Origin of the sequence: Streptomyces sp. NBC_00057, assembly GCF_045041165.1 — a bacterium.
Lineage (GTDB): Bacteria > Actinomycetota > Actinomycetes > Streptomycetales > Streptomycetaceae > Streptomyces.
In genome coordinates this window covers 3911431-3937637 of sequence record NZ_CP108256.1, presented here as the reverse complement: position 1 = coordinate 3937637, position 26207 = coordinate 3911431, and the positions used below count along the sequence as shown (strand labels likewise).

Genomic DNA, 26207 nt, shown 5'->3' with positions numbered 1-26207 from the left:
GGCCGCTTTGCTGACCGTTCATGCCGCGCCGCTGGTTCTTCCGGTCGGTGCGGCTGCCGTTGCGCAGGGTGCGGTGGCCGTGGAAGGCGACCGGATCGTCGCCCTCGGACCGTACGACGAGGTCGTGGCCGCCCACCCCACGGCCCGGGTCCGCACATGGCCGGGCGTCATCACGCCGGGACTGCGGCAGTGGCACGGGCTGTGGCTGCTCACCCGCTGCTACCACCCCGACCCGCGCGAGGCGGACGCGCTCGGCGACCAGCCGCTGTGGGGCGAGGCGTTCGAGCGGCTGGTCGGTGAGATGGACGCGACGCGGCGGGCGGGCAGCGTACGGCGCGGGCTGCAGCGGATGCTGCGGTACGGCACGACGCACCTCGCGGGCCGCTTCCACGACCCGGCCGTCCGCACCGCCGTCGCCCGCTCGGGTATGACGGAGGTCTCGGCCGTCGGCGCCCCCGGCATCCTGGTCGGCGAACCGAGCCTGGACCCGTTCGTGGAGGGGTACGACCTGCCCGGTTCCGTGCACGGCCCGCTCACCGTCGGCGGCCGCGCCGACCTCGCCGTCTTCGACGTGCCCGATGAGGCGGCGCTGTGCGCGGCGGGGGCGGGACGCTGCGTGGCCACGGTGCTGGGCGGGCGGCTGGTGTACCGGCGGCGCTAGTGCCCCTCCGGAGCCGGACGGTCCCGGAATCCGGGCACCCGTGTTGTCACGGCACGGACGGGCCGCGTATGTATGTGCACCGGTGTCGCGCTGCTGCTGGGCGGCGGCTTCGCCGTGCAGGCCGTTGCCGACTCCGGCGTGGAGCCGGCCGCGCCGAAGGCCACCACGACCGGGGACGCAGCCCCGCAGACCGTGTCGAAGCCCGTCGGCTCGAAGCCCGCTGGTACCCCGAAGGTCGTCGAGGCGGGCAAGCCTGCCGACGCGGGCAAGCCCGGCACCGTACCCGTCCCGGCCGACGCGCCCCGGGTGATCCAGCCGGGCAGCGGAGTCCAGAAGTAGCAGCAGCGGCAGCACCACGGGGCGGGCCGGCCTTTCCGCAGGCCCGCCCGCCCCTCCCGCAACGGATCGAGGTCCATGCAGTACGCCATTCCCGCAGCGCCGCCCCGGTGGTCCCGTCTGTTCTCCCGCATGCCCCGGACCGAGAATGCGCCGGAACGGAAACATCGTCTGCGGGCACTCGGCACGCCGTACGACGACGAGCCGCCGCCCACGCTGACCGAGCTGTACCAGGCACGGCGACTCGACATGGTGCGGCTCGCGCTCTTCCTGGTGGACGATCTGCACACCGCCGAGGACGTCGTCCAGGACGCCTTCGCCGCCGTCTGCCGCACGCACGGCACCTCGCTGGACGGGCTCCAGGACCCCGGGGCCTACCTGTACACCGCCGTGGTCAACGCTGCCCGCTCCGTGCTGCGCAGACGTCGCAGTGCCTGCTGCCCGGCAGCCCGCTGGACCCGGCTCCGGCGCCGCCCGCCGGCCCCCCGGGCATCAATGAACCACTGCCGGCCACACCTGCGCGCCCGGTCGGCCCGTCCGGTGCGGACCCCCGTGTGACCGGCCGGCCATAGATCATGTCCCGATCGCGGCCGGTGCTCCACCGGGGCCCCACGACAGCGGCGGCACAGATCAGCGCTGCCGGGACGACGGCGGCGGCGAACAGGCGTCTTCGGCGGTGTTCCGGCTCCGGCCGGCGGCGTGCGCCTCGTGCGGACATCTGGGCTCCCCCTGGATCCCGGCGGCTCCGTGCCCCTCTGTACTGACCATCGGTGGAAGCGATTGGTTCAGTCCACCCGGGTAACGACTCGCGACCGGCGCGAAGCACCGCAGACCGGGCTGCTTGAATGGGTGGGTGACCCGAGCCTCCCTGGACAAGCAGCCGCACGAAGTCGCCACGATGTTCGACGACGTGGCGGCGAACTACGACCTCACCAACGATGTGCTGTCGCTCGGCCAGGCCCGGCTGTGGCGCAAGGAGGTCGCGAAGGCGGTGCACGCCCGGCCCGCGGAGAAGGTCCTCGACCTGGCAGCGGGCACGGCGACGTCCTCGCTGCCGTTCGCCGCGACGGGCGCGTACGTCGTGCCGTGCGACTTCTCCCTCGGCATGCTGCAGGAGGGCAAGAAGCGCAACTCGTGGCTGCCCTTCACCGCAGGCGACGCCACCAGGCTGCCGTTCCGCGACGAGACCTTCGACGCGGTGACGATCTCCTTCGGGCTGCGCAACGTCCAGGACACGGACGCGGCGCTGCGCGAGCTGTACCGGGTGACGAAGCCGGGCGGCCGGGTGGTGATCTGCGAGTTCTCGCAGCCGACCTGGACGCCGTTCCGCACGGTGTACACCGAGTACCTGATGCGGGCGCTGCCGCCGGTCGCGCGGGCGGTGTCGTCCAACCCCGACGCGTACGTCTATCTCGCCGAGTCCATCCGCGCCTGGCCCGACCAGGCCGGGCTCGCGGCCAAGCTCCAGCGGGCCGGCTGGTCGAAGGTCGCCTGGCGCAACCTCACCGGTGGTGTGGTGGCGCTGCACCGGGGCGTACGGCCCTGAAGCAACGCTCCGCCGACTCCCGTTGACGGGAACCGGACGGTGGGGAAGATGTGTCCGTCGATACGCCACACGTCTTCCCCGTCCCCGTCCCTGCCGCCGGAGCTCTCATGCCGTCGTACTGCTCCTTCTGTGGAACACCGGCCCCGGACGAGGCGCGCTTCTGCATGAAGTGCGGGCGTGAGCGGCCGACCGTGGACGCGGCGCCGGCAGCCCCGCCGACCATGCCTGACGCGCCGCCACGGCCACCTCAGCTCCTGCCGCACCAGCCCGCGCAGCATGAGCCGCACCGCCGCCCGGCTATGCGCCGATGCCGGCCGCCCCGCCGCTGCCGGGTCCCGCCGGGCCGTCGCCCTTCGGCGCGTTCCTCGGCCGGGCCTTCCGCGGCGACTGGGCGGGTTCGGCGAAGGCGGCGGCTTGGCCCACCGGGCTGATCCTCGCCCTCGCCGTGGCGCTCGCCATCCCCTCGTACGGCCAGGGTGACGACGTCGTCGTCGGCTGGAGCGACCGGCTGCGGATCGCGCTGGCGATGCTGCTCCAGGCGTTCGGCGGCGGCTTCGAGGTGCGGTCCACCGGTCCGGGCGGAGGCCTCGACGGCAACGGCTTCGACGGCAGCGGGTACGACTCCGGAGGCGGCGTTTCGCAGGGCGGCGCCACGCTCTTCGTGGTCCCGCTCACGGTCACCGTGCTGTGGGTGGGTGCGCTGTTCCTGGGCGCCCGGGCGGCCCGTAAGCAGGGCGGTGGCATGGAGGCGGCGGTACGGATCAGCGTGGTGGCGACCGCCGCCGTGCTGGTCCTCGGGCTGTTCGCCCAGCCCGATGTCGCGGGTGTCTCGGTCTCGTCCGCGCCGCTGCTCGCCGCCCTCGGGGCGCTGGTGATCTCGTTGCTGGTCACCGGCGGCGTACTGCAACGCGACGCGTCGGCCCAGTGGCTGGCCGCGCGGCCGGTCGCGCACACCGTGGTCCGGGCGGCGGGGACGGCGGTACGGGCGCTCGGCGCCGTACTGCTGCTCTGCACCCTGATCGGGTTCATCGCGTACGCCAATGCTGACGGTGTGGACGGCGAAGCCATGCTGATCGCGCTGCCGTTGCTGCCGAACATCGGTCTGATGGTGCTCGGACTGAGCGTGGGTGGGCGGCGCGGTGTTCGCGGCGCCGCATCTGCTGCGGCTGCCGGGGCGGCGGACACCGATGCCGACGCAGCCCGGTGTGGCGCCGACAGCGCCGACCACCCCGATGATTCCGGCCCCTTACGACCCGCACACCGTCCAACTCGCAGCCGCACCGGCACCGGCACCCATTCCCGCACCACCCACGCCTCCGGCCGACGCCCGTAAGCGCACCGCCCTCATCTGGACCGGCACCCTCGTCGCAGCACTCCTCGTCGGCGGCGGCGCGACCGCCGGCGTGCTGGCCCTGACGGACCGCGGAACCGACGACGTGGCCAAGGACGACAAGCCCGCCGTGACCCCGAGCAGCCAGGCTCCGGCAGCCGACCCGTCGCAGGAGCAGGCCCTCTCCGACAGCCCGGCCCCGTCCGACAGCCCGAGCCCGTCCGGGAGTCCGTCCGCCCCCACCGTCCCGGAGGGCTACCGGCTCGTCTCCGATACCGCGGGCTTCTCCTTCGCCGTCCCCACGCTCTGGGACCGGCAGAGCGAGAAGAACCACCAGATCACCTACGCGGGCTCCACCGGCCGGGCCGAACTCAAGGTCGGCGTCATCCGCAACGCCCCGTACAGCTCGTACGAGAACTTCCAGACGCTGGAGCGGACCGCCGACGCCAACCAGAAGAACTACCAACGGCTGCAGTTGTCGGCCAACACGTTCCAGGGGCTGCAGGGCGCGATCTGGGAGTACACGTACGAGGACCGGGAGAGCGGCGAGACGGTCCACGCGATCGACCAGAGTTACATTGCCAACGACGGCACCGAGTACGCCGTCTACACCACCGAGCGTGACACCGACTGGCCGCAAGCACGGCAGATCTTCGACACCGCCCTGGCCACCTGGATGCTCAACGACATCGACTGATCCGGCTCGTCACGCGTTCAGCGCCAGCCGGAAGCACTGCACCACCTGTCCCGCCCGCTCAGTCGTGAAGCTCTCCGCCCGCTCCATCCCCAGCCGCCGGGCCACGGCGACCGACCGCTCGTTGCGCGCGTCGATCGTCGCCACCACCCGCTCCACCCCGGCCGCGCGCAGCCGTTCCAGAGTGAGGCGCGCGGCGGCGGTGGCGTAACCCCGGCCCCAGGCCGGCCGGGCCAGCCGCCAGCCGATCTCGATCTCGCCCACCGGGCCGTACGCGGTCTGCGGCCAGGGCTGGGCGCCGGTGAAACCGGCCACCTCGCCGTCCTCGTCGAGCACCGTCCACAGGCAGTAGCCCAGCTCGGCGTCGAGCCGGCGAATGGGGTCTCCCCTGCTCGAACGAAGTTGAGAGCTTGGGGAAGGGCGGTCCACTCCTCGTACATCGAAAGCTCCTCCGACGTACCGCCGAAGAACTCCATCACCTCGGGGTCGTCGAACGCGTGGTGCCAGGAGAGCGCGTCCTCGTCGGTCGGGACGCGCAACTGTACGGAAGGAGCGGCGAGTGGCACGGTCGGCATCGGGGAGCCCTTCGGAAAGTTGATCAGCGGACCCCCATAGACTGCATGGGACAGGTGCCGCGCGGCACGCGATTTCGAGTCTTCGGGAGATCCGACCGTGACCGAGCAGCCCCTCTCCGAACACAGCGCGGATGTGATCGTCGTCGGGGCAGGCCCGGCCGGTTCCACCACCGCGTACTACCTCGCCAAGGCCGGACTGGACGTCCTGCTCCTGGAGAAGACGGCCTTCCCCCGGGAGAAGGTCTGCGGCGACGGCCTCACCCCGCGCGCCACCAAGCAGCTCGTCTCCATGGGCATCGACATCTCCGAAGAGGCCGGCTGGCTGCGCAACAAGGGTCTGCGCATCATCGGCGGCGGCGTCCGCCTCCAACTGGACTGGCCGGATCTCGCCTCGTACCCGGACTACGGACTGGTCCGCAAGCGCGACGACTTCGACGAGCAGCTGGCCCGCCAGGCGCAGAAGGCGGGCGCGCGGCTTCACGAGCGCTGCAATGTCGGTGCCCCGATCGTCGACGACCGCACCGGCCGCATCACCGGCGTCAACGCGAAGCTCGGCGAGGAGAAGACCCCGGTCACCTTCCACGCCCCGCTCGTCGTCGCCGCCGACGGCAACTCCACCCGGCTGTCGCTCGCCATGGGCCTGCACCGCCGCGAGGACCGCCCGATGGGCGTGGCCGTGCGTACGTACTTCACCTCGCCCCGCCACGACGACGACTACCTGGAATCCTGGTTGGAGCTGTGGGACCGCCGAGGTCCCCAGGACCAGCTCCTGCCCGGCTACGGCTGGATCTTCGGCATGGGCGACGGCACGTCCAACGTCGGCCTCGGCATCCTCAACTCCTCCTCCGCCTTCAAGGAGCTGGACTGGCGCGAGGTCCTCAAGGCGTGGTGCGCGTCCATGCCGGAGGACTGGGGCTACACCCCGGAGAACATGACGACGCCGATCCGCGGCGCCGCCCTCCCGATGGCCTTCAACCGCCAGCCGCACTACACCAAGGGCCTGCTGCTCGTCGGTGACGCGGGCGGCATGGTCAACCCGTTCAACGGCGAAGGCATCGCGTACGCCATGGAGTCGGGCCAGATCGCCGCGGACGTCATCGTCCAGGCCCACGCCCGCGCGACCCCGGCCCAGCGCGAACTGGCGCTGAACAACTACCCGAAGGTGCTCAAGGAGACCTACGGCGGCTACTACACGATGGGCCGCGCCTTCGTGAAGCTGATCGGCAACCCGAAGGTCATGAAGATCGCCACCCAGCGCGGTCTGACACACCCGCTGCTGATGAAGTTCACGCTGAAGATGCTCGCCAACCTGACCGACCCGACGGGCGGCGACGCGATGGACCGGATCATCAACGGTCTTTCGAAGGTGGCCCCGAAGGCCTGAGCCGCCACGCCGTCTCCCCGCCGCCCCGCACCGCCGTCGGAACCCGTCAACCGTCCCGGCGGCCGGCGTCCACGCGTGTGCGGTGGTCGTCGGCCTCGGTGTGCCTTCCGCCGGTGGCGACCACGCGGCCCCTGGGCCTGCGCGGCAGCAGCCGGCGGGTGAGGCCGGACTCGTAGCGGGGCTGGAGCAGCAGGATCAGGCCCACCGCGCAGACGAACGCGACCCCGAAGAGCATCCAGGACTTGGCGCCCCGCGCCGAGTAGGCCACGATCCCGAACGAGAACAGCGCCGACCAGAAGTACATGAGCAGCACGGCCCGGCGGTGCGAGTGGCCGAGTTGGAGCAGCCGGTGATGGAGGTGTCCCTTGTCGGCGGCGAAGGGGGACATCCCGTTCCACGTACGCCTGATGACGGCGAGCACGAGGTCCGCGACCGGCAGCGCGATGACGGACAGCGGCAGCAGCAGCGGAATGTAGACCGGCACCATCGCGGCCGACCCGGACCTGCCGTCCATCGACTGGTTGAGGAGGCTCGGGTCGACCTCGCCCGTCACGGAGACCGCGCATCCGGCGATGAGCAGGCCGAGCAGCATCGAGCCCGAGTCGCCCATGAAGATCCGGGCCGGGTGGGAGTTGTGGACCAGGAACCCCAGGCACATGCCCGCCAGGATCGCGGAGATCAGTGTGGTGGACGCGGCGGCCTCGATGCCGTAGCCGTACCAGAGCCGGTACGCGTACAGGAAGAACGCCGACGCCGCGATGCCCACCGTGCCCGCGGCCAGCCCGTCGAGCCCGTCGACGAAGTTCACCGCGTTGATGGAGACGACGATCAGCCCCACGGTCAGCAGCGTGCCCTGCCAGTCGGAGAGGTAGATCCCGTCGGTGCCCGGCACCGGGAGCCAGAGGATGGTCAGTCCCTGGAAGACCATCACTCCGGCGGCGAGAACCTGGCCGCCGAGCTTGACCAGCGCGTCGACGCCCCATTTGTCGTCGAGTACGCCGAGCAGACAGATCAGGGCCGCGCCGGACAGCAGTGCCCGTGGCGTCGAGCTCTGGGTGAAGATCTCTTCCAGGTGCGGCAGGTGGGAGGCAACCAGCAGTCCGGCCAGCAGCCCACCGAACATGGCCATGCCGCCCAGGCGCGGAGTGGGCTCGCGGTGGACATCGCGCGCCCGGACCTCGGGGACCACCCCGATCGTGATGGCGAACTTCCGTACGGGGCCGGTCAGGAGATGGGTCACCGCTGCCGTGACGAACAGCATGAGCAAGTAGTCCCGCACGGGCGGCCCTCACATCCCGGCCCAGCAGGCCGATACCTGAACAGTTACATCCGGGGCTGCTGCTCAGGGTTGGACGGGGCCGGTGGCGAGTCCGATGCGGCGGCACTGAAGCCCGGACCCCGATCGTGGCCCCTCACTGCGCCCCGGCGAGCCTAACTCATGCGGATGTTTGTACTACTGGGTGCGGGGTGTGGTGCGAGTGGGCGTCGAGCGATACGTACGTGAGCGGGCGGACATGCCACTCGATGTGCCGGCCACCGCGCAGGATGAGCGTGAACCCGCAGGGCCTGCCGCGAGGGAGCGCCCCCAGGGCCTGGACCCAGCCGCCCTTGTCGGACCAGTGGAGGGCACGGGCCAGCTCGTGCGGCGTGAGGCCGAAGAGGCGGTTCGCCCGGAGCTGGACGCGGATGGCGCGGATGGCCTCCTGGGGCGTGGCCATGATGCGCAGATCGATCGGCTCGGGGACGAAGCAGGTGGCGGGGCCGTAGCGCAACGCACCGGTCGCGGGATCGGCCGTCCACGGCCGAGAAGGTGACAGGCGGCGGTGGACGGTGTCCGGCAGGTTCGCGACGTCAACGACGCCTGCCGGGGGCGATGTCGCATTTCAGCGGGTCCGTGGCGGTCCGGGGGCGGTCCGGGGCCGGAAAACGGCGAAGGGCCGTCACTCCCGAGCGGGGGAGTGACGGCCCTTCGCCGCGCGCCGAGAAGGCGCTTGTGAATCCGTGAACACGCCGGATCCGGTGGATTCCGCGGAATCAGAGCACGCGGACCGCGCCCGACGGCGGGTCGTAGGAGAGCGGACGCTGCACCACACCGGTGCTGGAGTTCTGCGCGCCGACGAACTGGCCGCCGCCCACGTAGACACCGACGTGGTACGCGGAGCCCGCGCCGCCCCAGTACAGGATGTCGCCCGGCTGGAGGTTGCTCAGGGAGACCTGGGTGCCGGCGGTCGACTGGGCCTGGGAGACGCGCGGGAGGTCGACGCCCACCGAGCGGAACGCGGCCTGGACCAGGCCGGAGCAGTCCCACGAGTTGGGGCCGGTGCCGCCGGACACGTACGCGTCGCCGACCTGGGCCTGCGCGAAGGCGACGACGGAGGCGGCGGAGCCGGTGGCGCTCGACGAGGAGGAATAGGAGGCCGGGGCCACGGCGGTGCCGGCGGAGGAGCCGGAGGACGTGCTGAGGGTCGTACGGGCGGCGGAGCGGGAAGCGCGCTCGGCGGCCTCCGCCTTGGCCTTGGCGGCCGCCTCCGCCTTCTTCTCGGCCTCTGCCTTGCGGACTGCCTCGGCCTTGGCCTTCTTGGCGGTCTTGGCCGCGGTGGCGGCTGCGGCGTCCTCCTGGGCCTGTGTCTGCAGGTCCTGGGCGACCTGCTGCGTGGCCTGAGCGGACGCGGCGACGGCGGTGGAGAGCCCGGCGGTGATGGTGGGCATCTCGATGGTCTGGGTCACCGGCTCGGCCTGGGCCGGAGCGGCAGCGCCTGCGACCGCGATGGTGCTGAGGACGCCACCGGCAACTCCGGCCCGCAGCGCCGTCTTCGGCGCGTTTCGGCGGGGCTTCCGGTGGCTGGGTATGTGAGCGGTGTGGGACATGAGTACTAGCGCTATCAGGGCTCCGGGGCTCCCATCAAGAAACGTGTGTTGCGACACAGTTACGTCCGGAATCTGTGAATCCGCTTTCTGGCGGCCCTTATTGACGCCGTAACGGGCAAACCGGGCACGCTTGATTACCGCTGTGATCACGGACTTTCGGCAATACGCCCGAATTGCCCGCCACTTACCATCCGTTCGCACCGATGGCCAAGCCCGCTTTTATTGAAGCCCGGATGGAGTGACGCAGGTCACAGCGTGGCTGCGGTGTGGGGGTGTGGGCGTGCTCGACGTCCGAGGTGGCGTCGGATCCCGGGTGGCGGTCCATTCATCCGGAAGATCGTGAATGCGTGCACACGTCCACTTCGCTCCCCGGTGACCCCCCGCGCGGGTGAGTCCAGAGTGGGGCAGATCCCCTTATCACTCTCAGGCCGTCCATTGCCAATTTGCCTGAGCGGGTATCTGATTGTTAGTGCAACACCTTCTTGACCAGCACATACAACATCGGATGTCACGTCTCGTGATCGCTCGGCCGCTTTGCGTACGAAGATCACCGCTCGGGCGGCTTCGTAGCCCTTCGCCGGGTGGTGGAGATCACAAACGCGTTGTCGTATCCCGTGTCGCAGATCACAGGACGGCGGGCATAGGATGCGGGGCAGTCGGGCTTGTGAACTGCCTCACATGTGCACGATCTTGGTGGGGTGGCGAGCCGAATCGCCCGATGCGGTCCAACGGTCAAGGACGACTGGAAGGAGCGAGGAGCGTGAATGCCTACGCGCCCATCCTCGTGCTCGGCGCCCTCGGGGCAGGGTTTGCGATCTTCTCCGTGGTCATGGCCACGCTTATCGGCCCGAAGCGGTACAACCGAGCAAAGCTCGAAGCGTACGAGTGCGGTATCGAACCCACCCCCACTCCAGCCGGAGGTGGCCGCTTCCCCATCAAGTACTACCTGACGGCGATGCTCTTCATCGTCTTCGACATCGAGATCGTCTTCCTCTATCCCTGGGCGGTCACCTTCGACGCCCTGGGGATCTTCGGGCTCGTGGAGATGTTGCTCTTCGTGCTCACCGTCTTCGTCGCCTACGCGTATGTATGGCGTCGCGGCGGCCTGGAATGGGACTGAGGGGCTGAGGGGCACACCATGGGACTCGAAGAGAAGCTGCCCAGCGGCTTCGTGCTGACCACTGTCGAGCAGGCCGCCGGCTGGGTACGGAAGTCCTCCGTCTTCCCCGCCACCTTCGGCCTCGCCTGCTGCGCCATCGAGATGATGACGACCGGAGCCGGGCGTTACGACCTGGCCCGTTTCGGGATGGAGGTCTTCCGCGGATCGCCGCGACAGGCGGATCTGATGATCGTGGCAGGGCGGGTCAGCCAGAAGATGGCGCCCGTTCTGCGGCAGGTCTACGACCAGATGCCGAACCCCAAGTGGGTTATCTCCATGGGGGTTTGTGCATCATCGGGCGGGATGTTCAACAATTACGCCATTGTCCAGGGTGTTGATCACATTGTCCCGGTTGATATCTATTTGCCGGGCTGCCCGCCGCGGCCCGAGATGCTGATGGACGCGATCCTCAAGCTCCACCAGAAGATCCAGAGCTCCAAGCTCGGGGTCAACGCGGAGGAGGCCGCCCGCGAGGCGGAGGACGCGGCGCTCAAGGCACTGCCCCTGATCGAGATGAAGGGGCTCCTGCGGTGAGTGAGAACCAGAACCACGACGAGCAGAGCAACAACGGCGTGCCCGCACCCCGCGACGAGACCGGCGAGGTCATCGGCGTACGCAAGGGCATGTTCGGCGCCAACAACGGCGGCGACACCTCCGGCTACGGCGGCCTCGTCCGCACGGTGGTGCTGCCGGGCGCCACGTCCCGCCCGTACGGCGGCTGGTTCGACGAGGTGGCCGACGAGCTCGAAGGGGCCCTGGAGGAACAGGACCTGCTTCCCGAGAACGCCATCGAGAAGACCGTCGTCGACCGCGGCGAACTCACCTTCCACATCGCCCGGGAGCACCTCGTCCGGGTCGCCCGGACCCTGCGCGACGACCCGGCGCTGCGCTTCGAGCTCTGTACGGGGGTGAGCGGCGTCCACTTCCTCGGCGACAAGGGCCGGGAACTGCACGCCGTCTACCACCTGCGCTCGATCACGCACGGCCGGCTGATCCGCCTGGAGGTGTCGGCCCCGGACAACGATCCGCACATCCCGTCCCTCGTCGAGGTCTACCCGACCAACGACTGGCACGAGCGTGAGGCATACGACTTCTTCGGGCTCATCTTCGACGGGCACCCCGCCCTCACCCGGATCATGATGCCGGACGACTGGCAGGGCTTCCCGCAGCGCAAGGACTACCCGCTCGGTGGCATTGCCGTCGAGTACAAGGGCGCCCAGATCCCGGCTCCGGACCAGCGGAGGTCGTACTCCTGATGTCTACTCCCCATGCAACACCTCGGGCGACGACCGAGGGGACTGTATATACAGTCACCGGCGGCGACTGGGACGAGGTCGTCGAGTCGGCGGTCAAGTCCGACGACGAGCGCATCATCGTCAACATGGGCCCCCAGCACCCGTCCACGCACGGGGTGCTGCGGCTGATCCTGGAGATCGACGGCGAGACCGTCACCGAGGCCCGCTGCGGCATCGGCTACCTCCACACCGGCATCGAGAAGAACCTCGAATTCCGGAACTGGACCCAGGGCACCACCTTCGTGACGCGCATGGATTATCTGACGCCGTTCTTCAACGAGGCGGCGTACTGCCTGGGCGTCGAGAAGCTCCTCGGCATCGAGGACCAGATCCCCGACCGGGCCAGCATCCTGCGCGTGCTCCTGATGGAGCTCAACCGGATCTCCTCGCACCTGGTGTGCATCGCCACCGGCGGCATGGAGCTCGGCGCCACCACGATCATGATCTACGGCTTCCGTGATCGTGAACTCGTTCTCGACCTCTTCGAGCTGATCACCGGCCTGCGGATGAACCATGCGTTCATCCGGCCCGGCGGACTCGCCCAGGACCTGCCGCCCGGCGCGATCGACCAGCTCCGCGAGTTCGTGAAGACCATGAAGAAGAACCTGCCGGAGTACGACAAGCTCGCCACCGGCAACCCGATCTTCAAGGCCCGTATGCAGGACGTCGGCTATCTCGACCTGACCGGCTGCATGGCACTCGGCGCCACCGGCCCGATCCTGCGCTCCGCCGGACTCCCGCACGACCTGCGCAAGACGGACCCCTACTGCGGATACGAGAACTACGAGTTCGACGTCCCCACCGCCGACAGCTGCGACGCCTACGGCCGCTTCCTCATCCGGCTCGAGGAGATGCGCCAGTCGCTGCGGATCGTCGAGCAGTGCATCGACCGGCTCGCCCCCGGACCGGTGATGGTTGCCGACAAGAAGATCGCCTGGCCGGCGCAGCTCGCGCTCGGTCCGGACGGGCTCGGCAACTCGCTCGACCACATCAAGAAGATCATGGGCACCTCCATGGAGGCCCTGATCCACCACTTCAAGCTGGTGACCGAGGGCTTCCGCGTCCCGGCCGGACAGACGTACACCGCCGTCGAGTCGCCCAAGGGCGAGCTCGGCGTCCATGTCGTCTCGGACGGCGGCACCCGCCCCTACCGGGTCCACTTCCGCGACCCGTCCTTCACCAATCTGCAGGCCATGGCGGCGATGTGCGAGGGCGGCCAGGTCGCCGACGTCATCGTCGCCGTCGCGTCCATCGACCCCGTGATGGGAGGCGTCGACCGGTGACCGAAACACGTCAGGAAGTCAGTCTGGGGATGCCGCAGCTCCCCGCCCCCGCCTACCCGGCCGAGGTGCGCGCCAGGCTCGAAGCGGACGCGAAGGAGGTGATCGCCCGCTACCCCGGCAGCCGCTCCGCACTGCTTCCGCTGCTGCACCTGGTGCAGTCCGAGGAGGGGTACGTCTCCCGTACGGGCATGGCGTTCTGCGCCGAACTGCTCGGCCTCACCACCGCCGAGGTCACCGCGGTCGCCACCTTCTACACGATGTACCGGCGCAAGCCGAGCGGCGACTACCAGGTCGGCGTCTGCACCAACACGCTGTGCGCGGTGATGGGCGGCGACGCCATCTTCGACCGGCTCAAGGAGCACCTCGGCGTCGGCAACAACGGGCCCGATATGACAACCGAGGACGGCAAGGTCACCCTCGAACACATCGAGTGCAACGCGGCCTGCGACTTCGCTCCCGTGGTGATGGTCAACTGGGAGTTCTTCGACAACCAGACGCCCGAGAGCGCGACGCGCCTGGTCGACGACCTGATCGCCGGGCGCACCGTCGAACCCACCCGTGGCGCGCCCCTTTGCTCGTACAAGGAGACCGCGCGAATCCTGGCCGGCTTCCCCGACGAGCGCCCCGGCGCCGTCGAGGCGTCCGGCGGCGCGGGCCCCGCCTCGCTGATCGGCCTCCGGCTCGCCAGGGGCGAGGAGCCGTACACGAGGGTCGTCGCCCCGCGGGGCGAGTCAGGGCACACCGATGCCCCGCAGGACCCGGAGCACCCGTCCGGCCCGACAGGCGAGGAGGGAGAGTGATGACGTTGGCAACCGAAATCAACGACAACGGCAGCGGGGGCAGCCCCGAGAAGCTGCTCGCCCCCGTCCTCTCCGCCTTCTGGGACGAGCCGGAATCCTGGACCCTGGAGACCTACCGGCGTCACGAGGGGTACGAGGGTCTGCGCAAGGCCCTCGCCATGTCGCCGGACGACCTCATCGCGTACGTCAAGGACTCCGGTCTGCGCGGCCGCGGCGGCGCGGGCTTCCCCACCGGGATGAAGTGGCAGTTCATCCCGCAGGGCGACGGCAAACCGCACTACCTGGTGGTCAACGCCGACGAGTCGGAGCCCGGGACCTGCAAGGACATCCCGCTCCTCTTCGCCAACCCGCACTCCCTCATCGAGGGCATCGTGATCGCCTGCTACGCGATCCGTTCCTCGCATGCGTTCATCTATCTGCGTGGTGAGGTCGTCCCCGTACTGCGGCGGTTGCACGAGGCCGTGCGCGAGGCGTACGAGGCGGGCTTCCTCGGGACGGACATCCTGGGCTCGGGGCTCGACCTGGAACTCACCGTGCACGCGGGCGCGGGCGCGTACATCTGTGGTGAGGAGACCGCACTGCTCGACTCGCTCGAAGGGCGACGCGGCCAGCCCCGGCTGCGACCCCCCTTCCCCGCGATCGCCGGTCTGTACGCCTGCCCCACTGTGGTGAACAACGTCGAGTCCATCGCCTCGGTTCCCGCGATCCTGAACCGGGGCAAGGACTGGTTCAAGTCGATGGGCAGCGAGAAGTCCCCGGGCTTCACGCTGTATTCGCTCAGCGGGCATGTCGCGAGCCCCGGTCAGTACGAGGCCCCGCTCGGCATCACGCTGCGCCAGCTGCTCGACATGAGCGGCGGCATGCGCACCGGCCACCGTCTGAAGTTCTGGACCCCGGGGGGTTCCTCGACCCCGATGTTCACCGATGAGCACCTCGATGTGCCGCTCGACTACGAGGGTGTCGGCGCCGCCGGTTCCATGCTCGGCACCAAGGCGCTCCAGTGCTTCGACGAGACGACCTGCGTCGTGCGGGCCGTCACCCGCTGGACCGAGTTCTACGCCCATGAGTCCTGCGGGAAGTGCACACCGTGCCGCGAAGGCACCTACTGGCTGGTCCAGTTGCTCCGCGACATCGAGGCCGGTAAGGGACAGATGGCCGACCTCGACAAGCTGAACGACATCGCCGACAACATCAACGGCAAGTCCTTCTGCGCCCTCGGCGACGGCGCCGCCTCGCCGATCTTCTCCTCGCTGAAGTACTTCCGCGAGGAGTACGAGCAGCACATCACGGGCAGGGGCTGCCCCTTCGATCCCGCCAGGTCGACCGCCTGGGCCGACGACAAGAACGCTCACCAGGGGGTGAACGCATGACAGTCACCACGAGTGCGCCCTCCGGGGGCGGCGAGGCGGCCCTTCCGCCCGAGGACCTCGTCACGCTGACGATCGACGGCATCGAGATCAGCGTGCCCAAGGGCACCCTGGTCATCCGGGCCGCCGAACTCCTCGGCATCGAGATCCCGCGCTTCTGCGACCACCCGCTCCTCGACCCGGCCGGCGCCTGCCGCCAGTGCATCGTCGAGGTCGAGGGTCAGCGCAAGCCGATGGCGTCCTGCACCATCACCTGCACCGACGGCATGGTGGTGAGGTCGCAGCTCACCTCGCCCGTCGCCGAGAAGGCGCAGAAGGGTGTGATGGAGCTGCTGCTCATCAACCACCCGCTGGACTGCCCGGTCTGCGACAAGGGCGGTGAGTGCCCGCTGCAGAACCAGGCGATGTCGCACGGCGGCGCCGACTCCCGCTTCGACGGCAAGAAGCGCACGTTCGAGAAGCCCGTCCCGATCTCCACCCAGGTGCTGCTGGACCGCGAGCGGTGCGTGCTCTGCGCGCGCTGCACCCGGTTCTCCAACCAGGTGGCGGGCGACCCGATGATCGAGCTCCTGGAGCGCGGTGCGCTCCAGCAGGTCGGTACGGGCGAGGGCGACCCGTTCGAGTCGTACTTCTCCGGGAACACCATCCAGATCTGCCCGGTCGGGGCGCTGACCTCGGCGGCGTACCGGTTCCGCTCCCGGCCCTTCGACCTGGTGTCGTCATCGTCGGTGTGCGAGCACTGCGCGGGCGGCTGTGCGACCCGTACCGACCACCGGCGCGGCAAGGTCATGCGGCGGCTCGCCGCCAACGACCCCGAGGTCAACGAGGAGTGGGTCTGCGACAAGGGCCGCTTCGGCTTCCGTTACGCGCAACAGCGGGACCGGCTCACCACTCCGCTGGTACGCAGCGCGGACGGCGTCCTGGAACCGGCGAGCTGGCCCGAGGCGCTGGACGCCGCGGCCGCCGGACTCGCTGCCGCACGCGGCAGGACGGGTGTCCTCACGGGCGGCCGGCTGACCGTCGAGGACGCGTACGCGTACAGCAAGTTCGCCCGGATCGCGCTGGACACGAACGACGTCGATTTCCGGGCCCGGGTGCACAGCAGCGAGGAGGCCGACTTCCTGGCCGCTCGCGTGGCCGGGCGCGGACGCGATCTGGACGGCAGCGGTCTCACGTACACCTCGCTGGAGAAGGCCCCGACTGTGCTGCTGGTCGGGTTCGAGTCGGAGGAGGAGGCGCCCGGCGTCTTCCTGCGGCTGCGCAAGGCGAACCGTAAGCACGGACAGCGCACGTTCGCCGTCGCCTCGTACGCCACGCGCGGCCTCACGAAGGCGGGCGGCACGCTGCTTCCCGCCGCCCCCGGCACCGAGACCGAGTGGCTGGACGCGATCGCGGGCGGCGCCGGACTCGACGGCGACGGAGCCGCGGCGGCCGAGGCACTGCGCGGCGGGGGCGCCGTGATCGTGGTCGGTGAGCGGCTGGCGGCCGTGCCGGGCGGGCTTACCGCCGCGGTACGGACAGCCACCGCGACCGGGGCCACGCTGGTGTGGATTCCGCGCCGGGCCGGTGAGCGCGGTGCGGTGGAGGCGGGCGCGCTTCCGTCGTTGCTGCCCGGCGGCCGTCCGGCGACCGACCCGAGGGCCAGGGACGAGGTGGCGGCCGTCTGGGGCGTCGCCGAGCTCCCGTCCCGCTTCGGCCGCGACACCGGCCAGATCGTGGAGGCCGCGGCCACCGGTGAGCTGGGCGCGCTGGTCGTCGCCGGGGTCGAGACCGTGGACCTGCCGGACCCGGCACGGGCCCTGGAGGCGCTGGACCGGGTCGGCTTCCTGGTCTCGCTGGAGCTGCGGCCCAGCGAGGTGACCGAGCGGGCCGATGTGGTCTTCCCGGTCGCCGCGGTGGCCGAGAAGTCCGGCACCTTCCTCAACTGGGAGGGCCGGGCGCGGATGTTCGAGGCGGCGCTGAAGCCCGAGCAGATGACGCGGACGCTCGCGCCGACCGATGCACGGGTGCTGCACATGCTGGCCGACGCGCTGGCCCGCGTCGGAGGCGCTGATGGAGTCAGTCGCTTCGCGCTGCCGGATCTGAAGTCCGTGCGCCGTGAGCTGGACCGGCTCGGCGGCTGGACCGGTACGCACGCCACCGACCCGAACGAGCCGGCGCAGCCGCTGCCCAGGCCCGGCGACGGCGAGGCGGTCCTCGCGGGCCACCGGATGCTGCTCGACCTGGGCCGGCTCCAGGAGGGCGACGACGCACTGGCCGGCACCCGGCACGCCTCGCACGCCCGGCTCTCCGCCGTCACCGCGGCCGAGACGGGCGTGAAGGACGGCGATCTGCTGGCCGTCACCGGTCCGGCGGGCAGCGTCGAACTCCCGTTGAAGGTCACCGACATGCCGGACCGGGTGGTCTGGGTGCCGCTGAACTCCGTCGGGCGGGGCGTCCCGGCCGACACCGGCGCCCGGCCCGGCGGTCTGGTCCGGATCGGCCCCGCCGCACCGGGCACTCCCGACGTCACACCGGAGGTGGGGGCGTGACTGCCTTCGCTCAACTGGCCGCGGCACCGCACAGTGCCGTACTCGCCGCCGAGGATCTGTCGATGTTCGGCACCGACCCGTGGTGGCTCGTCGTCATCAAGGCGGTGTTCTGCTTCGCGTTCCTGATGGTGACCGTGCTCTTCTCCATCGTGTGGGAGCGCAAGGTCGTCGCCTGGATGCAGCTGCGCATCGGCCCCAACCGGCACGGCCCCTGGGGCATGCTCCAGTCGCTCGCCGACGGCATCAAGCTGATGCTGAAGGAAGACGTCGTCGTCAAGCGCGCCGACAAGGTCGTGTACGTGCTCGCGCCGATCGTCGCCGCCATCCCGGCGTTCATGGCGATCGCGGTGATCCCGTTCGGCCCGTCCGACGAGGTCTCGATCTTCGGGCACCGTACGGCGATGCAGCTCACCGACCTGCCGATCGCGATGCTCTACATCCTCGCGGTCGCCTCGGTCGGGATCTACGGCATCGTGCTGGCGGGCTGGTCGTCCGGATCGACGTACCCGCTCCTCGGCGGTCTGCGCTCGTGTGCGCAGATGATCAGTTACGAGATCGCGATGGGCGCCGCGTTCGCCTCGGTCTTCCTCTACTCCGGGTCGATGTCGACCTCGAAGATCGTGGAGGCGCAGCAGGATCGCTGGTTCATCATCCTGCTGCCGGTTTCCTTCATCATCTACATCGTCACGATGGTCGGTGAGACCAACCGGGCCCCGTTCGACATGCCGGAGTCCGAGGGCGACCTGGTCGGCGGCTTCAACACCGAGTACTCATCGATCAAGTTCGCAATGTTCATGCTCGCCGAGTACGTCAACATGGTCACCGTCTCCGCGGTCTCCACGACTCTGTTCCTGGGCGGCTGGCGGGCCCCGTGGCCGATCAGCACCTTCTGGGAGGGCGCGAACCACGGCTGGTGGCCGATGCTCTGGTTCGTCCTCAAGGTCCAACTGCTGCTGTTCTTCTTCATCTGGCTGCGCGGCACGCTGCCCCGGGTCCGCTACGACCAGCTGATGAAGCTCGGCTGGAAGGTCCTGATCCCGGTCTCCGTGGTCTGGCTGATGCTGGTCGCGACGGTGCGGGCGCTGCGCAACGAGGGGTACGACTTCTCGAAGATCGTGCTGTATGTGGCCGGGGCCGTGATCGCGATCCTGCTGATCTCCTTCGTCGCCGACATCTTCCGCGACAAGAAGGGCCGCGCCGCCGAGGCGGACGCGGGACCGGAGCCGACGTTCGACCCGATGGCGGGTGGATTCCCGGTGCCGCCGCTGCCCGGACAGACCCTGCCGCCGGTGCCGCGCCGCAGGCCGCGCAGCGAGCGGAAACTCGTTGTCAGTGGCGGGTCGGACACTGAGAGTGACGGAAATTCGAGTGACGGAAAGGAGGCTGACGGTGTCTGAGTCATCAGAGCCCTCGGGGGAGAAGTTCCAGAACCCTGTCGCCGGCTTCGGCGTGACCTTCAAGGCCATGTTCAAGAAGCGGCTGACCGAGCAGTATCCGGAAACGCACAAGGTGACGGCGCCGCGCTTCCACGGCCGGCATCAGCTCAACCGTCACCCGGACGGTCTGGAGAAGTGCATCGGCTGCGAGCTGTGCGCCTGGGCCTGTCCGGCGGACGCGATCTATGTGGAGGGCGCGGACAACACCGACGAGGAGCGCTACTCCCCGGGTGAGCGCTACGGCCGCGTCTACCAGATCAACTACGCGCGCTGCATTCTCTGCGGACTGTGCATCGAGGCGTGCCCGACCCGGGCGCTGACGATGACCAATGAGTTCGAGCTCGCCAACACCACCCGCGAGAGCCTCATCTACACCAAGGACGAGCTGCTCGCGGGCCTGGAGGAGGGCATGGTCGACACTCCGCACGCGATCTACCCCGGGATGGACGAGCAGGACTACTACCGGGGGCTGGTCACCGAGGCCGCGCCCGGTACGGAGCGCCAGGCCGCGGTCTCCAAGGGCGAGTCCAAGCAGGACAACGGGCACGGATGCGGCTCGGCGCAGGAGGTGGACGCATGACCGGCCTGGCCGCAGCGGCCTCCCAGACCTCGACCGGTGAGGCCTTCCAGTTCTGGGTGCTCGGCACTGTCGCCGTGATCGGCGCGCTGTCCACCGTACTGATGAAAAAGGCCGTGCACAGTGCTCTGAGCCTCGCCGGGACCATGATCGTCCTGGCGGTGTTCTACCTCGCCAACGGTGCCTACTTCCTGGGCGTCGTCCAGATCGTCGTCTACACCGGCGCGATCATGATGCTGTTCCTCTTCGTGGTCATGCTCGTAGGTGTCACGGCGGCCGACTCGCTGAAAGAGACCCTCAAGGGCCAGCGCTGGCTGGCCGCGGGCTGCGGGATCGGCTTCGGCATCCTGCTGATCGCGGGCATCGGCAACGCCTCGCTGAACAGCTTCAACGGGCTCGGCACCGCCAACGCCGAGCACGGCGGAAACGTCGAGGGGCTGGCCAGCCTCATCTTCACCAAGTACGTCTTCGCCTTCGAGCTCACCGGCGCCCTGCTGATCACGGCGACGGTCGGCGCGATGGTGCTCACCCACCGGGAGCGCACCGAACGGGCCAAGACCCAGCGGGAGATGTCCGAGGAGCGCGTACGCGGCAAGCAGTTGCCGCCGCTGCCCGCCCCCGGTGTCTACGCCCGGCACAACGCCGTGGACATCCCGGGTCTGCTCCCGGACGGCACACCGTCCGAGCTCACCGTCATGCAGACGCTGCGCAATCGCGGGCAGATCCGTGATGTGTCGAACGAGTCCCTGGACCAGCTCAAGGCGCTGGAGCAGCGCTCCGAGGAGCGGCTCGGCCGTGACAACGAAGACGAGGAGGTCGCCAAGTGAATCCGGTCAACTACCTCTATCTCGCCGCCCTGTTGTTCACCATCGGTGCGGCCGGGGTGCTGATCCGGCGGAACGCGATCGTCGTGTTCATGTGCGTGGAGCTGATGCTCAACGCCTGCAACCTCGCGTTCGTGACCTTCTCCCGGATGCACGGCAATCTCGACGGGCAGATCATCGCCTTCTTCACGATGGTCGTCGCCGCCGCCGAGGTCGTGGTCGGGCTCGCGATCATCGTGTCGGTGTTCCGTTCCCGCCACTCGGCCTCGGTCGACGACGCCAGCCTGATGAAGCTGTAAGGGGACGTTGAATCGTGGAGAACCTGATTGCGCTGCTCGTCGCGGCGCCTCTGCTCGGAGCTGCGGTCCTGCTCTGCGGCGGCCGACGGCTGGACCGCGCCGGACACTGGGTCGGCACCCTGCTCGCCGCCGTGTCGTTCGTCATCGGTGTCGTGCTCTTCCTCGACATGCTGGGGAAGGGCGCGGAGGACCGGGCCCTGCACCAGAAGCTGTTCAGCTGGATTCCGGTCGAGGGCTTCCAGGCCGATGTGGCCTTCCAGCTCGACCAGTTGTCGATGACGTTCGTGCTGCTGATCACCGGTGTGGGCACGCTGATCCACATCTACTCGATCGGCTACATGGCGCACGACGAGCGCCGGCGCCGCTTCTTCGGCTATCTGAACCTGTTCCTCGCGGCGATGCTGATCCTGGTCATCGCCGACAACTACCTGCTGCTGTACGTCGGGTGGGAGGGCGTCGGTCTGGCGTCGTACCTGCTGATCGGCTTCTGGCAGCACAAGCCCAGCGCGGCGACGGCCGCCAAGAAGGCATTCCTGGTCAACCGGGTCGGCGACATGGGCCTGTCGATCGCGATCATGCTGATGTTCACCACATTCGGCACCTTCGCCTTCGGTCCCGTCCTGGGGGCGACCGGTCAGACGAGCGAGGGCAAGCTGACGGCGATCGGCCTGATGCTGCTGCTCGCGGCCTGCGGCAAGTCGGCCCAGGTGCCGCTGCAGTCCTGGCTCGGTGACGCGATGGAGGGCCCGACCCCGGTCTCGGCCCTCATCCACGCCGCGACCATGGTGACCGCGGGCGTCTACCTCATCGTCCGGTCCGGCGCGATCTTCAACGCCGCGCCGGACGCACAGCTGGCCGTCGTGGTCGTCGGTGCGGTCACGCTGCTCTTCGGTGCGATCGTCGGTTGTGCGAAGGACGACATCAAGAAGGCCCTCGCCGGGTCGACGATGTCGCAGATCGGCTACATGATCCTGGCCGCCGGGCTCGGCCCGATCGGCTACGTCTTCGCGATCATGCACCTGGTGACGCACGGCTTCTTCAAGGCCGGGCTCTTCCTCGGCGCCGGTTCGGTCATGCACGGCATGAACGACGAGGTCGACATGCGGAAGTTCGGCGGCCTCAGGAAGTACATGCCGGTCACCTTCATCACCTTCGGCCTCGGCTATCTGGCGATCATCGGCTTCCCCGGTCTGTCCGGCTTCTTCTCCAAGGACAAGATCATCGAGGCGGCCTTCGCCAAGGGCGGCACCGAGGGCTGGATCCTCGGCTCGGTGGCCCTGCTGGGCGCCGCGATCACCGCGTTCTACATGACGCGCGTGATGCTGCTGACGTTCTTCGGCGAGAAGCGCTGGCAGCCCGACGCGGAGGGGCATGAGCCGCATCCGCACGAGTCCCCGAAGTCGATGACCATCCCCATGATCATCCTGGCGTTCGGATCGGTCTTCGCCGGAGGCCTCTTCTCCATCGGTGACCGCTTCCTGAACTGGCTGGAGCCGGTCACCGGGCACAGCCACGGCCACGCCCCGGTCAGTGCCACGACCGTCACGGCAGCCACCATGGTGGTGCTCGTCATCGGCGTCGCCATCGCCTGGGCGATGTACGGACGAGGGCCGGTGCCGGTCGTCGCGCCGCGCGGCTCGCTGCTCACCCGGGCCGCCCGCCGTGATCTCCTCCAGGACGACTTCAACCATGTGGTACTGGTCCGCGGCGGCGAGCACCTCACCCGCTCCCTGGTGTACGTCGACCACACCCTGGTCGACGGCGTCGTCAACGGCACGGCCGCCTCGATGGGCGGGCTCTCCGGCCGGCTGCGCAAACTGCAGAACGGCTACGCCCGCTCGTACGCGGTCTCGATGTTCGGCGGTACGGCGGTCGTCATCGCCGCGACCCTGCTGATGAGGGCGGTCTGATCACATGTCCTTTCCCCTCCTGACAGCGACGGCGGCGCTCCCGGCGATCGGTGCGATCGCCACCGCCGCCGTCCCTGCCGCCCGGCGCACCGCCGCCAAATGGCTGGCGCTGCTCTTCTCACTGGCCACGCTCGTACTGGCGGGCATCGCGCTCGCCCGCTTCGAGCCCGGCGGCGCCCGCTACCAGCTCACCGAATCGCACGCCTGGATCAAGGACTTCGGCGTCCGGTACGAACTGGGCGTGGACGGCATCGGGCTGGCGCTCATGGCGCTCACCGCCCTGCTGATCCCCTTCGTCATCCTGGCCGGCTGGCACGACGCCGACCCTCTGGAGACCACGTCCTCGCGCTGGCGCCCGACTCAGGGCTTCTTCGCCCTGATCCTGATGGTCGAAGCGATGGTGATCCTCTCCTTCGAGGCCACCGACGTCTTCCTCTTCTACATCCTCTTCGAAGCCATGCTCATCCCGATGTACTTCCTCATCGGCGGCTTCGGGGACCGGGCACACACCGGCAGCGACGAGAACGCGGCGGCGCAACGCTCCTACGCCGCCGTCAAGTTCCTCCTCTACAACCTGGTCGGCGGCCTCATCATGCTGGCCGCCGTGATCGGTCTGTATGTGGTCGCGGGGACGTTCTCGCTCTCCGAGATCGCCGAGGCCCGGGCGAGCGGCTCGCTCTCCATGGCGACCAGCACGGAGCGCTGGCTCTTCCTCGGGTTCTTCTTCGCCTTCGCGGTGAAGGCCCCGCTGTGGCCGCTGCACACCTGGCTGCCCAACGCCATGGGTGAGGCGACCTCCCCGGTCGCCGTCCTGATCACCGCGGTCGTGGACAAGGTCGGCACATTCGCGATGCTCCGCTTCTGCCTCCAGCTCTTCCCGGAGGCCAGCAAGTGGGCGACGCCGGTGATCGTCGTCCTGGCGCTGATCAGCATCGTGTACGGGGCGCTGCTCGCCGTCGGCCAGCGCGACATCAAGCGGCTGATCGCCTATGCGTCGATCTCGCACTTCGGCTTCATCATCCTGGGCATCTTCGCGATGACCAGCCAGGGCCAGTCGGGCGCCACGCTCTACATGGTCAACCACGGGATCTCGACCGCCGCGCTGATGCTGGTGGCGGGCTTCCTGATCACCCGGCGCGGTTCGCGGCTCATCGCCGACTACGGCGGGGTGCAGAAGGTGGCGCCGGTCCTGGCCGGCACCTTCCTGATCGGCGGTCTGGCCACCCTGTCGCTGCCCGGGCTCGCCCCGTTCGTCAGTGAGTTCCTGGTTCTCGTCGGCACGTTCAGCGCGTATCCGGCGGCGGGCATCATCGCCACGACCGGCATCGTGCTCGCCGCGCTGTACGTCCTCGTCCTCTACCAACGGACGATGACCGGACCGGTGAAGGCCGAGGTCCAGGGCATGGCGGACCTCAAGGTCCGGGAGCTGGCGGTGGTCCTCCCGCTGATCGCGCTGCTGCTCTTCCTGGGTGTCTATCCGAAGCCGCTGACGGAGATCGTCAACCCGGCGGTGCAGCACACCATGTCGGACGTCCAGAAGAAGGACCCCCAGCCTGAGGTGGAGGCCGCCAAGTGAGCGCAACAGCTGTCCACAGCCTGTGGACAATGGCGGGCGGGGTGACATCGGCCGCCCCGGTCGAGAAGTTCAAGGCACCGGTCATCGAGTACGCCCAGCTGACCCCGGTCCTCATTGTGATCGGTGTCGCCGTCGTGGGCGTACTCGTCGAGGCCTTCGTGCCGCGCCGGGCCCGCTACTACACGCAGGTCTTCCTGACGGTCGTCGCCCTCGCCGCCGCGTTCGCCGCGGTCATCGGCCTGGCGGCCGGGGGGTACGGCACGACGAAGGCGCACATCGCCGCGATGGGCGCCATCGCGATCGACGGGCCGACGCTCTTCCTGCAGGGCACCATCCTGCTGACCTCACTGGTCGCCGTCTTCACCTTCGCCGAGCGGCGGCTCGACCCCGCCGCGCACGGCAACCACGTCGACTCGTTCGCCGCACAGGCAGCGTCGGTCCCCGGCAGCGACAGCGAGAAGGCCGCGGTCAGGGCCGGATTCACCACCACCGAGGTCTTCCCGCTGGTCCTCTTCTCGGTGGCCGGCATGCTGGTCTTCCCGGCGGCCAACGATCTGCTGACGCTCTTCGTGGCCCTGGAGGTCTTCTCCCTCCCGCTCTACCTCCTGTGCGCCGTCGCCCGCCGCAAGCGGCTGATGTCGCAGGAGGCCGCGGTGAAGTACTTCCTGCTCGGCGCCTTCTCGTCGGCGTTCCTGCTCTTCGGGATCGCCCTGCTGTACGGGTACGCGGGCTCCGTCTCGTACGCCACCATCGCGAACGTGGTCGACGGCTCCGTCACCCGGATCGACCCGGCGCTCGCCGACACCATGGGCAACGACGCGCTGCTCCTGATCGGCGGGGCGATGATCCTGACCGGTCTGCTCTTCAAGGTCGGCGCCGTCCCGTTCCACATGTGGACCCCGGACGTCTACCAGGGCGCCCCGACCCCGGTCACCGGTTTCATGGCCGCGGCCACCAAGGTCGCCGCGTTCGGCGCGCTGCTGCGTCTGCTGTACGTGGTGCTGCCGGGCCTCGCCTGGGACTGGCGCCCGGTCATGTGGGCCGTCGCGATCGTCACGATGCTGGGCGGTGCGATCGTCGCCATCACCCAGACCGACATCAAGCGGTTGCTCGCCTACTCCTCGATCGCACACGCCGGCTTCATCCTCGCCGGTGTCATCGCGACCACCCCGGACGGCATCTCGTCGGTCCTCTTCTACCTGGGCGCGTACTCCTTCGTGACGGTCGGCGCGTTCGCCGTCGTCACCCTGGTGCGCGACGCGGGTGGCGAGGCGACGCATCTGTCGAAGTGGGCCGGGCTCGGCCGGCGCTCGCCGCTGGTCGCCGCGGTCTTCGCGGTGTTCCTGCTGGCCTTCGCCGGTATCCCGCTCACCTCAGGGTTCTCCGGAAAGTTCGCCGTCTTCAAGGCTGCGGCCGACGGCGGTGCGGGCGGCCTGGTCGTGGTCGGTGTGATCTCGTCGGCGATCGCCGCGTTCTTCTACATCCGGGTCATCGTGCTGATGTTCTTCAGCGAGCCGAAGGCGGACGGCCCGACAGTCGCCGTCCCGTCCCCGCTGACGATGACGACGATCGGGGTCGGAGTCGCGGTCACGCTGGTGCTGGGCCTGGCCCCGCAGTACTTCCTGGACCTGGCGAGCCAGGCGGGAGTGTTCGTGAGGTAGCACACACGCACACAGCTGGGACAAGGCCGGACGGGCCCGAGAAGTCAAGCCCGTCCGGCGTTGTCGTAGGCGGCGCCTATCGTGGCAGGGGACGG

24 protein-coding genes and 2 pseudogenes are annotated in these 26207 nt (G+C 69.3%); 22 read left to right on the top strand and 4 right to left on the bottom strand.

Annotated features, from left to right (window positions below; genetic code table 11):
- The first annotated feature begins 7 nt into the window (after positions 1 to 7).
- The 7 genes and pseudogenes from OG953_RS18280 to OG953_RS18250 all read left to right on the top strand — a co-directional run bounded on the left by OG953_RS18280 (position 8) and on the right by OG953_RS18250 (position 4570).
- Positions 8 to 661 carry an imidazolonepropionase-like domain-containing protein gene (locus OG953_RS18280; RefSeq protein ID WP_405685430.1) on the top strand — a complete coding sequence of 218 codons (654 nt, stop codon included), beginning with the start codon at positions 8 to 10 and terminating at the stop codon, positions 659 to 661.
- Positions 662 to 733: 72 nt separating this feature from the next.
- Positions 734 to 1000 carry a hypothetical protein gene (locus OG953_RS18275; protein WP_405685429.1) on the top strand — a complete coding sequence of 89 codons (267 nt, stop codon included), beginning with the start codon at positions 734 to 736 and terminating at the stop codon, positions 998 to 1000.
- Positions 1001 to 1129: 129 nt separating this feature from the next.
- Entirely contained in the window at positions 1130 to 1555 is a 426-nt protein-coding gene (locus tag OG953_RS18270) for an RNA polymerase sigma factor (RefSeq protein ID WP_405685428.1), read from the top strand.
- Positions 1556 to 1850: 295 nt separating this feature from the next.
- Positions 1851 to 2543 carry a demethylmenaquinone methyltransferase gene (locus tag OG953_RS18265; RefSeq protein ID WP_383073457.1) on the top strand — a complete coding sequence of 231 codons (693 nt, stop codon included), beginning with the start codon at positions 1851 to 1853 and terminating at the stop codon, positions 2541 to 2543.
- Between the two features lie 107 nt (positions 2544 to 2650).
- Positions 2651 to 2695 (top strand): annotated as a pseudogene (locus OG953_RS18260) (hypothetical protein); the annotation flags it as partial.
- Between the two features lie 155 nt (positions 2696 to 2850).
- The gene (locus tag OG953_RS18255) at positions 2851 to 3876 is read left to right on the top strand and encodes a hypothetical protein (protein ID WP_405685426.1); all 1026 of its coding nucleotides are present in this window, start codon (positions 2851 to 2853) and stop codon (positions 3874 to 3876) included.
- Entirely contained in the window at positions 3776 to 4570 is a 795-nt protein-coding gene (locus tag OG953_RS18250) for a hypothetical protein (RefSeq protein ID WP_405685424.1), read from the top strand. The genes OG953_RS18255 and OG953_RS18250 overlap by 101 nt, the downstream gene beginning before the upstream one ends.
- A gap of 9 nt (positions 4571 to 4579) precedes the next feature.
- Here OG953_RS18250 and OG953_RS18245 read toward each other — a convergent pair.
- A pseudogene (locus OG953_RS18245) lies at positions 4580 to 5142 on the bottom strand (GNAT family N-acetyltransferase).
- 97 nt (positions 5143 to 5239) lie between these two features.
- Between OG953_RS18245 and OG953_RS18240 the strand changes: the two are divergent.
- Complete coding sequence (locus OG953_RS18240) at positions 5240 to 6526, top strand: geranylgeranyl reductase family protein (protein WP_405685423.1); 1287 nt, start codon at positions 5240 to 5242, stop codon at positions 6524 to 6526.
- Between the two features lie 46 nt (positions 6527 to 6572).
- Here the strand turns inward: OG953_RS18240 and OG953_RS18235 are convergent, their stop codons facing one another.
- From OG953_RS18235 to OG953_RS18225, 3 genes are all read right to left on the bottom strand, one after another.
- On the bottom strand, positions 6573 to 7805 hold the full coding sequence (locus tag OG953_RS18235) for an MraY family glycosyltransferase (RefSeq protein WP_405685421.1): 1233 nt from the start codon (positions 7803 to 7805) through the stop codon (positions 6573 to 6575).
- Between the two features lie 157 nt (positions 7806 to 7962).
- The gene (locus OG953_RS18230; protein WP_405685420.1) at positions 7963 to 8298 is read right to left on the bottom strand and encodes a hypothetical protein; all 336 of its coding nucleotides are present in this window, start codon (positions 8296 to 8298) and stop codon (positions 7963 to 7965) included.
- A gap of 262 nt (positions 8299 to 8560) precedes the next feature.
- Complete coding sequence (locus OG953_RS18225) at positions 8561 to 9394, bottom strand: C40 family peptidase (protein WP_405685419.1); 834 nt, start codon at positions 9392 to 9394, stop codon at positions 8561 to 8563.
- Between the two features lie 760 nt (positions 9395 to 10154).
- On the opposite strand from OG953_RS18225, the gene OG953_RS18220 reads away from it, so the two are divergent.
- From OG953_RS18220 to nuoN, 14 genes are read left to right on the top strand one after another with little or no spacing between them, the layout of a single operon-like run.
- On the top strand, positions 10155 to 10514 hold the full coding sequence (locus OG953_RS18220; RefSeq protein WP_003992243.1) for an NADH-quinone oxidoreductase subunit A: 360 nt from the start codon (positions 10155 to 10157) through the stop codon (positions 10512 to 10514).
- Positions 10515 to 10532: 18 nt separating this feature from the next.
- Positions 10533 to 11087: an NADH-quinone oxidoreductase subunit B family protein gene (locus OG953_RS18215; protein WP_030975705.1), complete on the top strand. Its 555-nt coding sequence runs from the start codon at positions 10533 to 10535 to the stop codon at positions 11085 to 11087.
- The gene (locus OG953_RS18210; RefSeq protein ID WP_405685417.1) at positions 11084 to 11809 is read left to right on the top strand and encodes an NADH-quinone oxidoreductase subunit C; all 726 of its coding nucleotides are present in this window, start codon (positions 11084 to 11086) and stop codon (positions 11807 to 11809) included. Before OG953_RS18215 ends, OG953_RS18210 begins: the two co-directional genes overlap by 4 nt.
- A complete protein-coding gene (locus OG953_RS18205) occupies positions 11809 to 13131 on the top strand; it encodes an NADH-quinone oxidoreductase subunit D (protein ID WP_114246031.1) in 1323 nt (440 codons plus the stop codon). The genes OG953_RS18210 and OG953_RS18205 overlap by 1 nt, the downstream gene beginning before the upstream one ends.
- A gap of 29 nt (positions 13132 to 13160) precedes the next feature.
- The gene (gene nuoE, locus OG953_RS18200) at positions 13161 to 13931 is read left to right on the top strand and encodes an NADH-quinone oxidoreductase subunit NuoE (protein ID WP_405691901.1); all 771 of its coding nucleotides are present in this window, start codon (positions 13161 to 13163) and stop codon (positions 13929 to 13931) included.
- Positions 13931 to 15301 carry an NADH-quinone oxidoreductase subunit NuoF gene (nuoF, locus tag OG953_RS18195; protein ID WP_405685415.1) on the top strand — a complete coding sequence of 457 codons (1371 nt, stop codon included), beginning with the start codon at positions 13931 to 13933 and terminating at the stop codon, positions 15299 to 15301. The genes nuoE and nuoF overlap by 1 nt, the downstream gene beginning before the upstream one ends.
- A complete protein-coding gene (locus OG953_RS18190) occupies positions 15298 to 17829 on the top strand; it encodes an NADH-quinone oxidoreductase subunit G (protein WP_405685413.1) in 2532 nt (843 codons plus the stop codon). Before nuoF ends, OG953_RS18190 begins: the two co-directional genes overlap by 4 nt.
- A complete protein-coding gene (gene nuoH, locus OG953_RS18185; protein WP_405685412.1) occupies positions 17826 to 19226 on the top strand; it encodes an NADH-quinone oxidoreductase subunit NuoH in 1401 nt (466 codons plus the stop codon). The genes OG953_RS18190 and nuoH overlap by 4 nt, the downstream gene beginning before the upstream one ends.
- On the top strand, positions 19219 to 19845 hold the full coding sequence (gene nuoI, locus OG953_RS18180; RefSeq protein WP_405685411.1) for an NADH-quinone oxidoreductase subunit NuoI: 627 nt from the start codon (positions 19219 to 19221) through the stop codon (positions 19843 to 19845). Before nuoH ends, nuoI begins: the two co-directional genes overlap by 8 nt.
- The gene (locus OG953_RS18175; protein ID WP_405685410.1) at positions 19842 to 20669 is read left to right on the top strand and encodes an NADH-quinone oxidoreductase subunit J; all 828 of its coding nucleotides are present in this window, start codon (positions 19842 to 19844) and stop codon (positions 20667 to 20669) included. The genes nuoI and OG953_RS18175 overlap by 4 nt, the downstream gene beginning before the upstream one ends.
- On the top strand, positions 20666 to 20965 hold the full coding sequence (gene nuoK, locus OG953_RS18170; RefSeq protein ID WP_093543641.1) for an NADH-quinone oxidoreductase subunit NuoK: 300 nt from the start codon (positions 20666 to 20668) through the stop codon (positions 20963 to 20965). The genes OG953_RS18175 and nuoK overlap by 4 nt, the downstream gene beginning before the upstream one ends.
- Positions 20966 to 20979: 14 nt before the next feature.
- Entirely contained in the window at positions 20980 to 22875 is a 1896-nt protein-coding gene (gene nuoL / locus OG953_RS18165; RefSeq protein WP_405685409.1) for an NADH-quinone oxidoreductase subunit L, read from the top strand.
- Positions 22876 to 22879: 4 nt separating this feature from the next.
- A complete protein-coding gene (locus tag OG953_RS18160) occupies positions 22880 to 24451 on the top strand; it encodes an NADH-quinone oxidoreductase subunit M (protein WP_405685408.1) in 1572 nt (523 codons plus the stop codon).
- The gene (gene nuoN, locus OG953_RS18155; RefSeq protein WP_405685407.1) at positions 24448 to 26112 is read left to right on the top strand and encodes an NADH-quinone oxidoreductase subunit NuoN; all 1665 of its coding nucleotides are present in this window, start codon (positions 24448 to 24450) and stop codon (positions 26110 to 26112) included. The genes OG953_RS18160 and nuoN overlap by 4 nt, the downstream gene beginning before the upstream one ends.
- The last annotated feature ends 95 nt before the right edge of the window (positions 26113 to 26207 follow it).

What these genes read in the sequence shown, in the direction of transcription:
- OG953_RS18205 (WP_114246031.1), top strand. Translation starts at nt 11,809, where the DNA reads ATGTCTACTCCCCATGCAACACCTCGGGCGACGACCGAGGGGACTGTA.
- OG953_RS18275 (WP_405685429.1), top strand. Translation starts at nt 734, where the DNA reads ATGTGCACCGGTGTCGCGCTGCTGCTGGGCGGCGGCTTCGCCGTGCAG.
- OG953_RS18270 (WP_405685428.1), top strand. Translation starts at nt 1,130, where the DNA reads ATGCCCCGGACCGAGAATGCGCCGGAACGGAAACATCGTCTGCGGGCA.
- OG953_RS18160 (WP_405685408.1), top strand. Translation starts at nt 22,880, where the DNA reads ATGTCCTTTCCCCTCCTGACAGCGACGGCGGCGCTCCCGGCGATCGGT.
- OG953_RS18175 (WP_405685410.1), top strand. Translation starts at nt 19,842, where the DNA reads ATGACCGGCCTGGCCGCAGCGGCCTCCCAGACCTCGACCGGTGAGGCC.
- OG953_RS18250 (WP_405685424.1), top strand. Translation starts at nt 3,776, where the DNA reads ATGATTCCGGCCCCTTACGACCCGCACACCGTCCAACTCGCAGCCGCA.
- OG953_RS18215 (WP_030975705.1), top strand. Translation starts at nt 10,533, where the DNA reads ATGGGACTCGAAGAGAAGCTGCCCAGCGGCTTCGTGCTGACCACTGTC.
- nuoF (WP_405685415.1), top strand. Translation starts at nt 13,931, where the DNA reads ATGACGTTGGCAACCGAAATCAACGACAACGGCAGCGGGGGCAGCCCC.
- OG953_RS18255 (WP_405685426.1), top strand. Translation starts at nt 2,851, where the DNA reads ATGCCGGCCGCCCCGCCGCTGCCGGGTCCCGCCGGGCCGTCGCCCTTC.
- nuoE (WP_405691901.1), top strand. Translation starts at nt 13,161, where the DNA reads ATGCCGCAGCTCCCCGCCCCCGCCTACCCGGCCGAGGTGCGCGCCAGG.
- OG953_RS18225 (WP_405685419.1), bottom strand. Translation starts at nt 9,394, where the DNA reads ATGTCCCACACCGCTCACATACCCAGCCACCGGAAGCCCCGCCGAAAC.
- OG953_RS18190 (WP_405685413.1), top strand. Translation starts at nt 15,298, where the DNA reads ATGACAGTCACCACGAGTGCGCCCTCCGGGGGCGGCGAGGCGGCCCTT.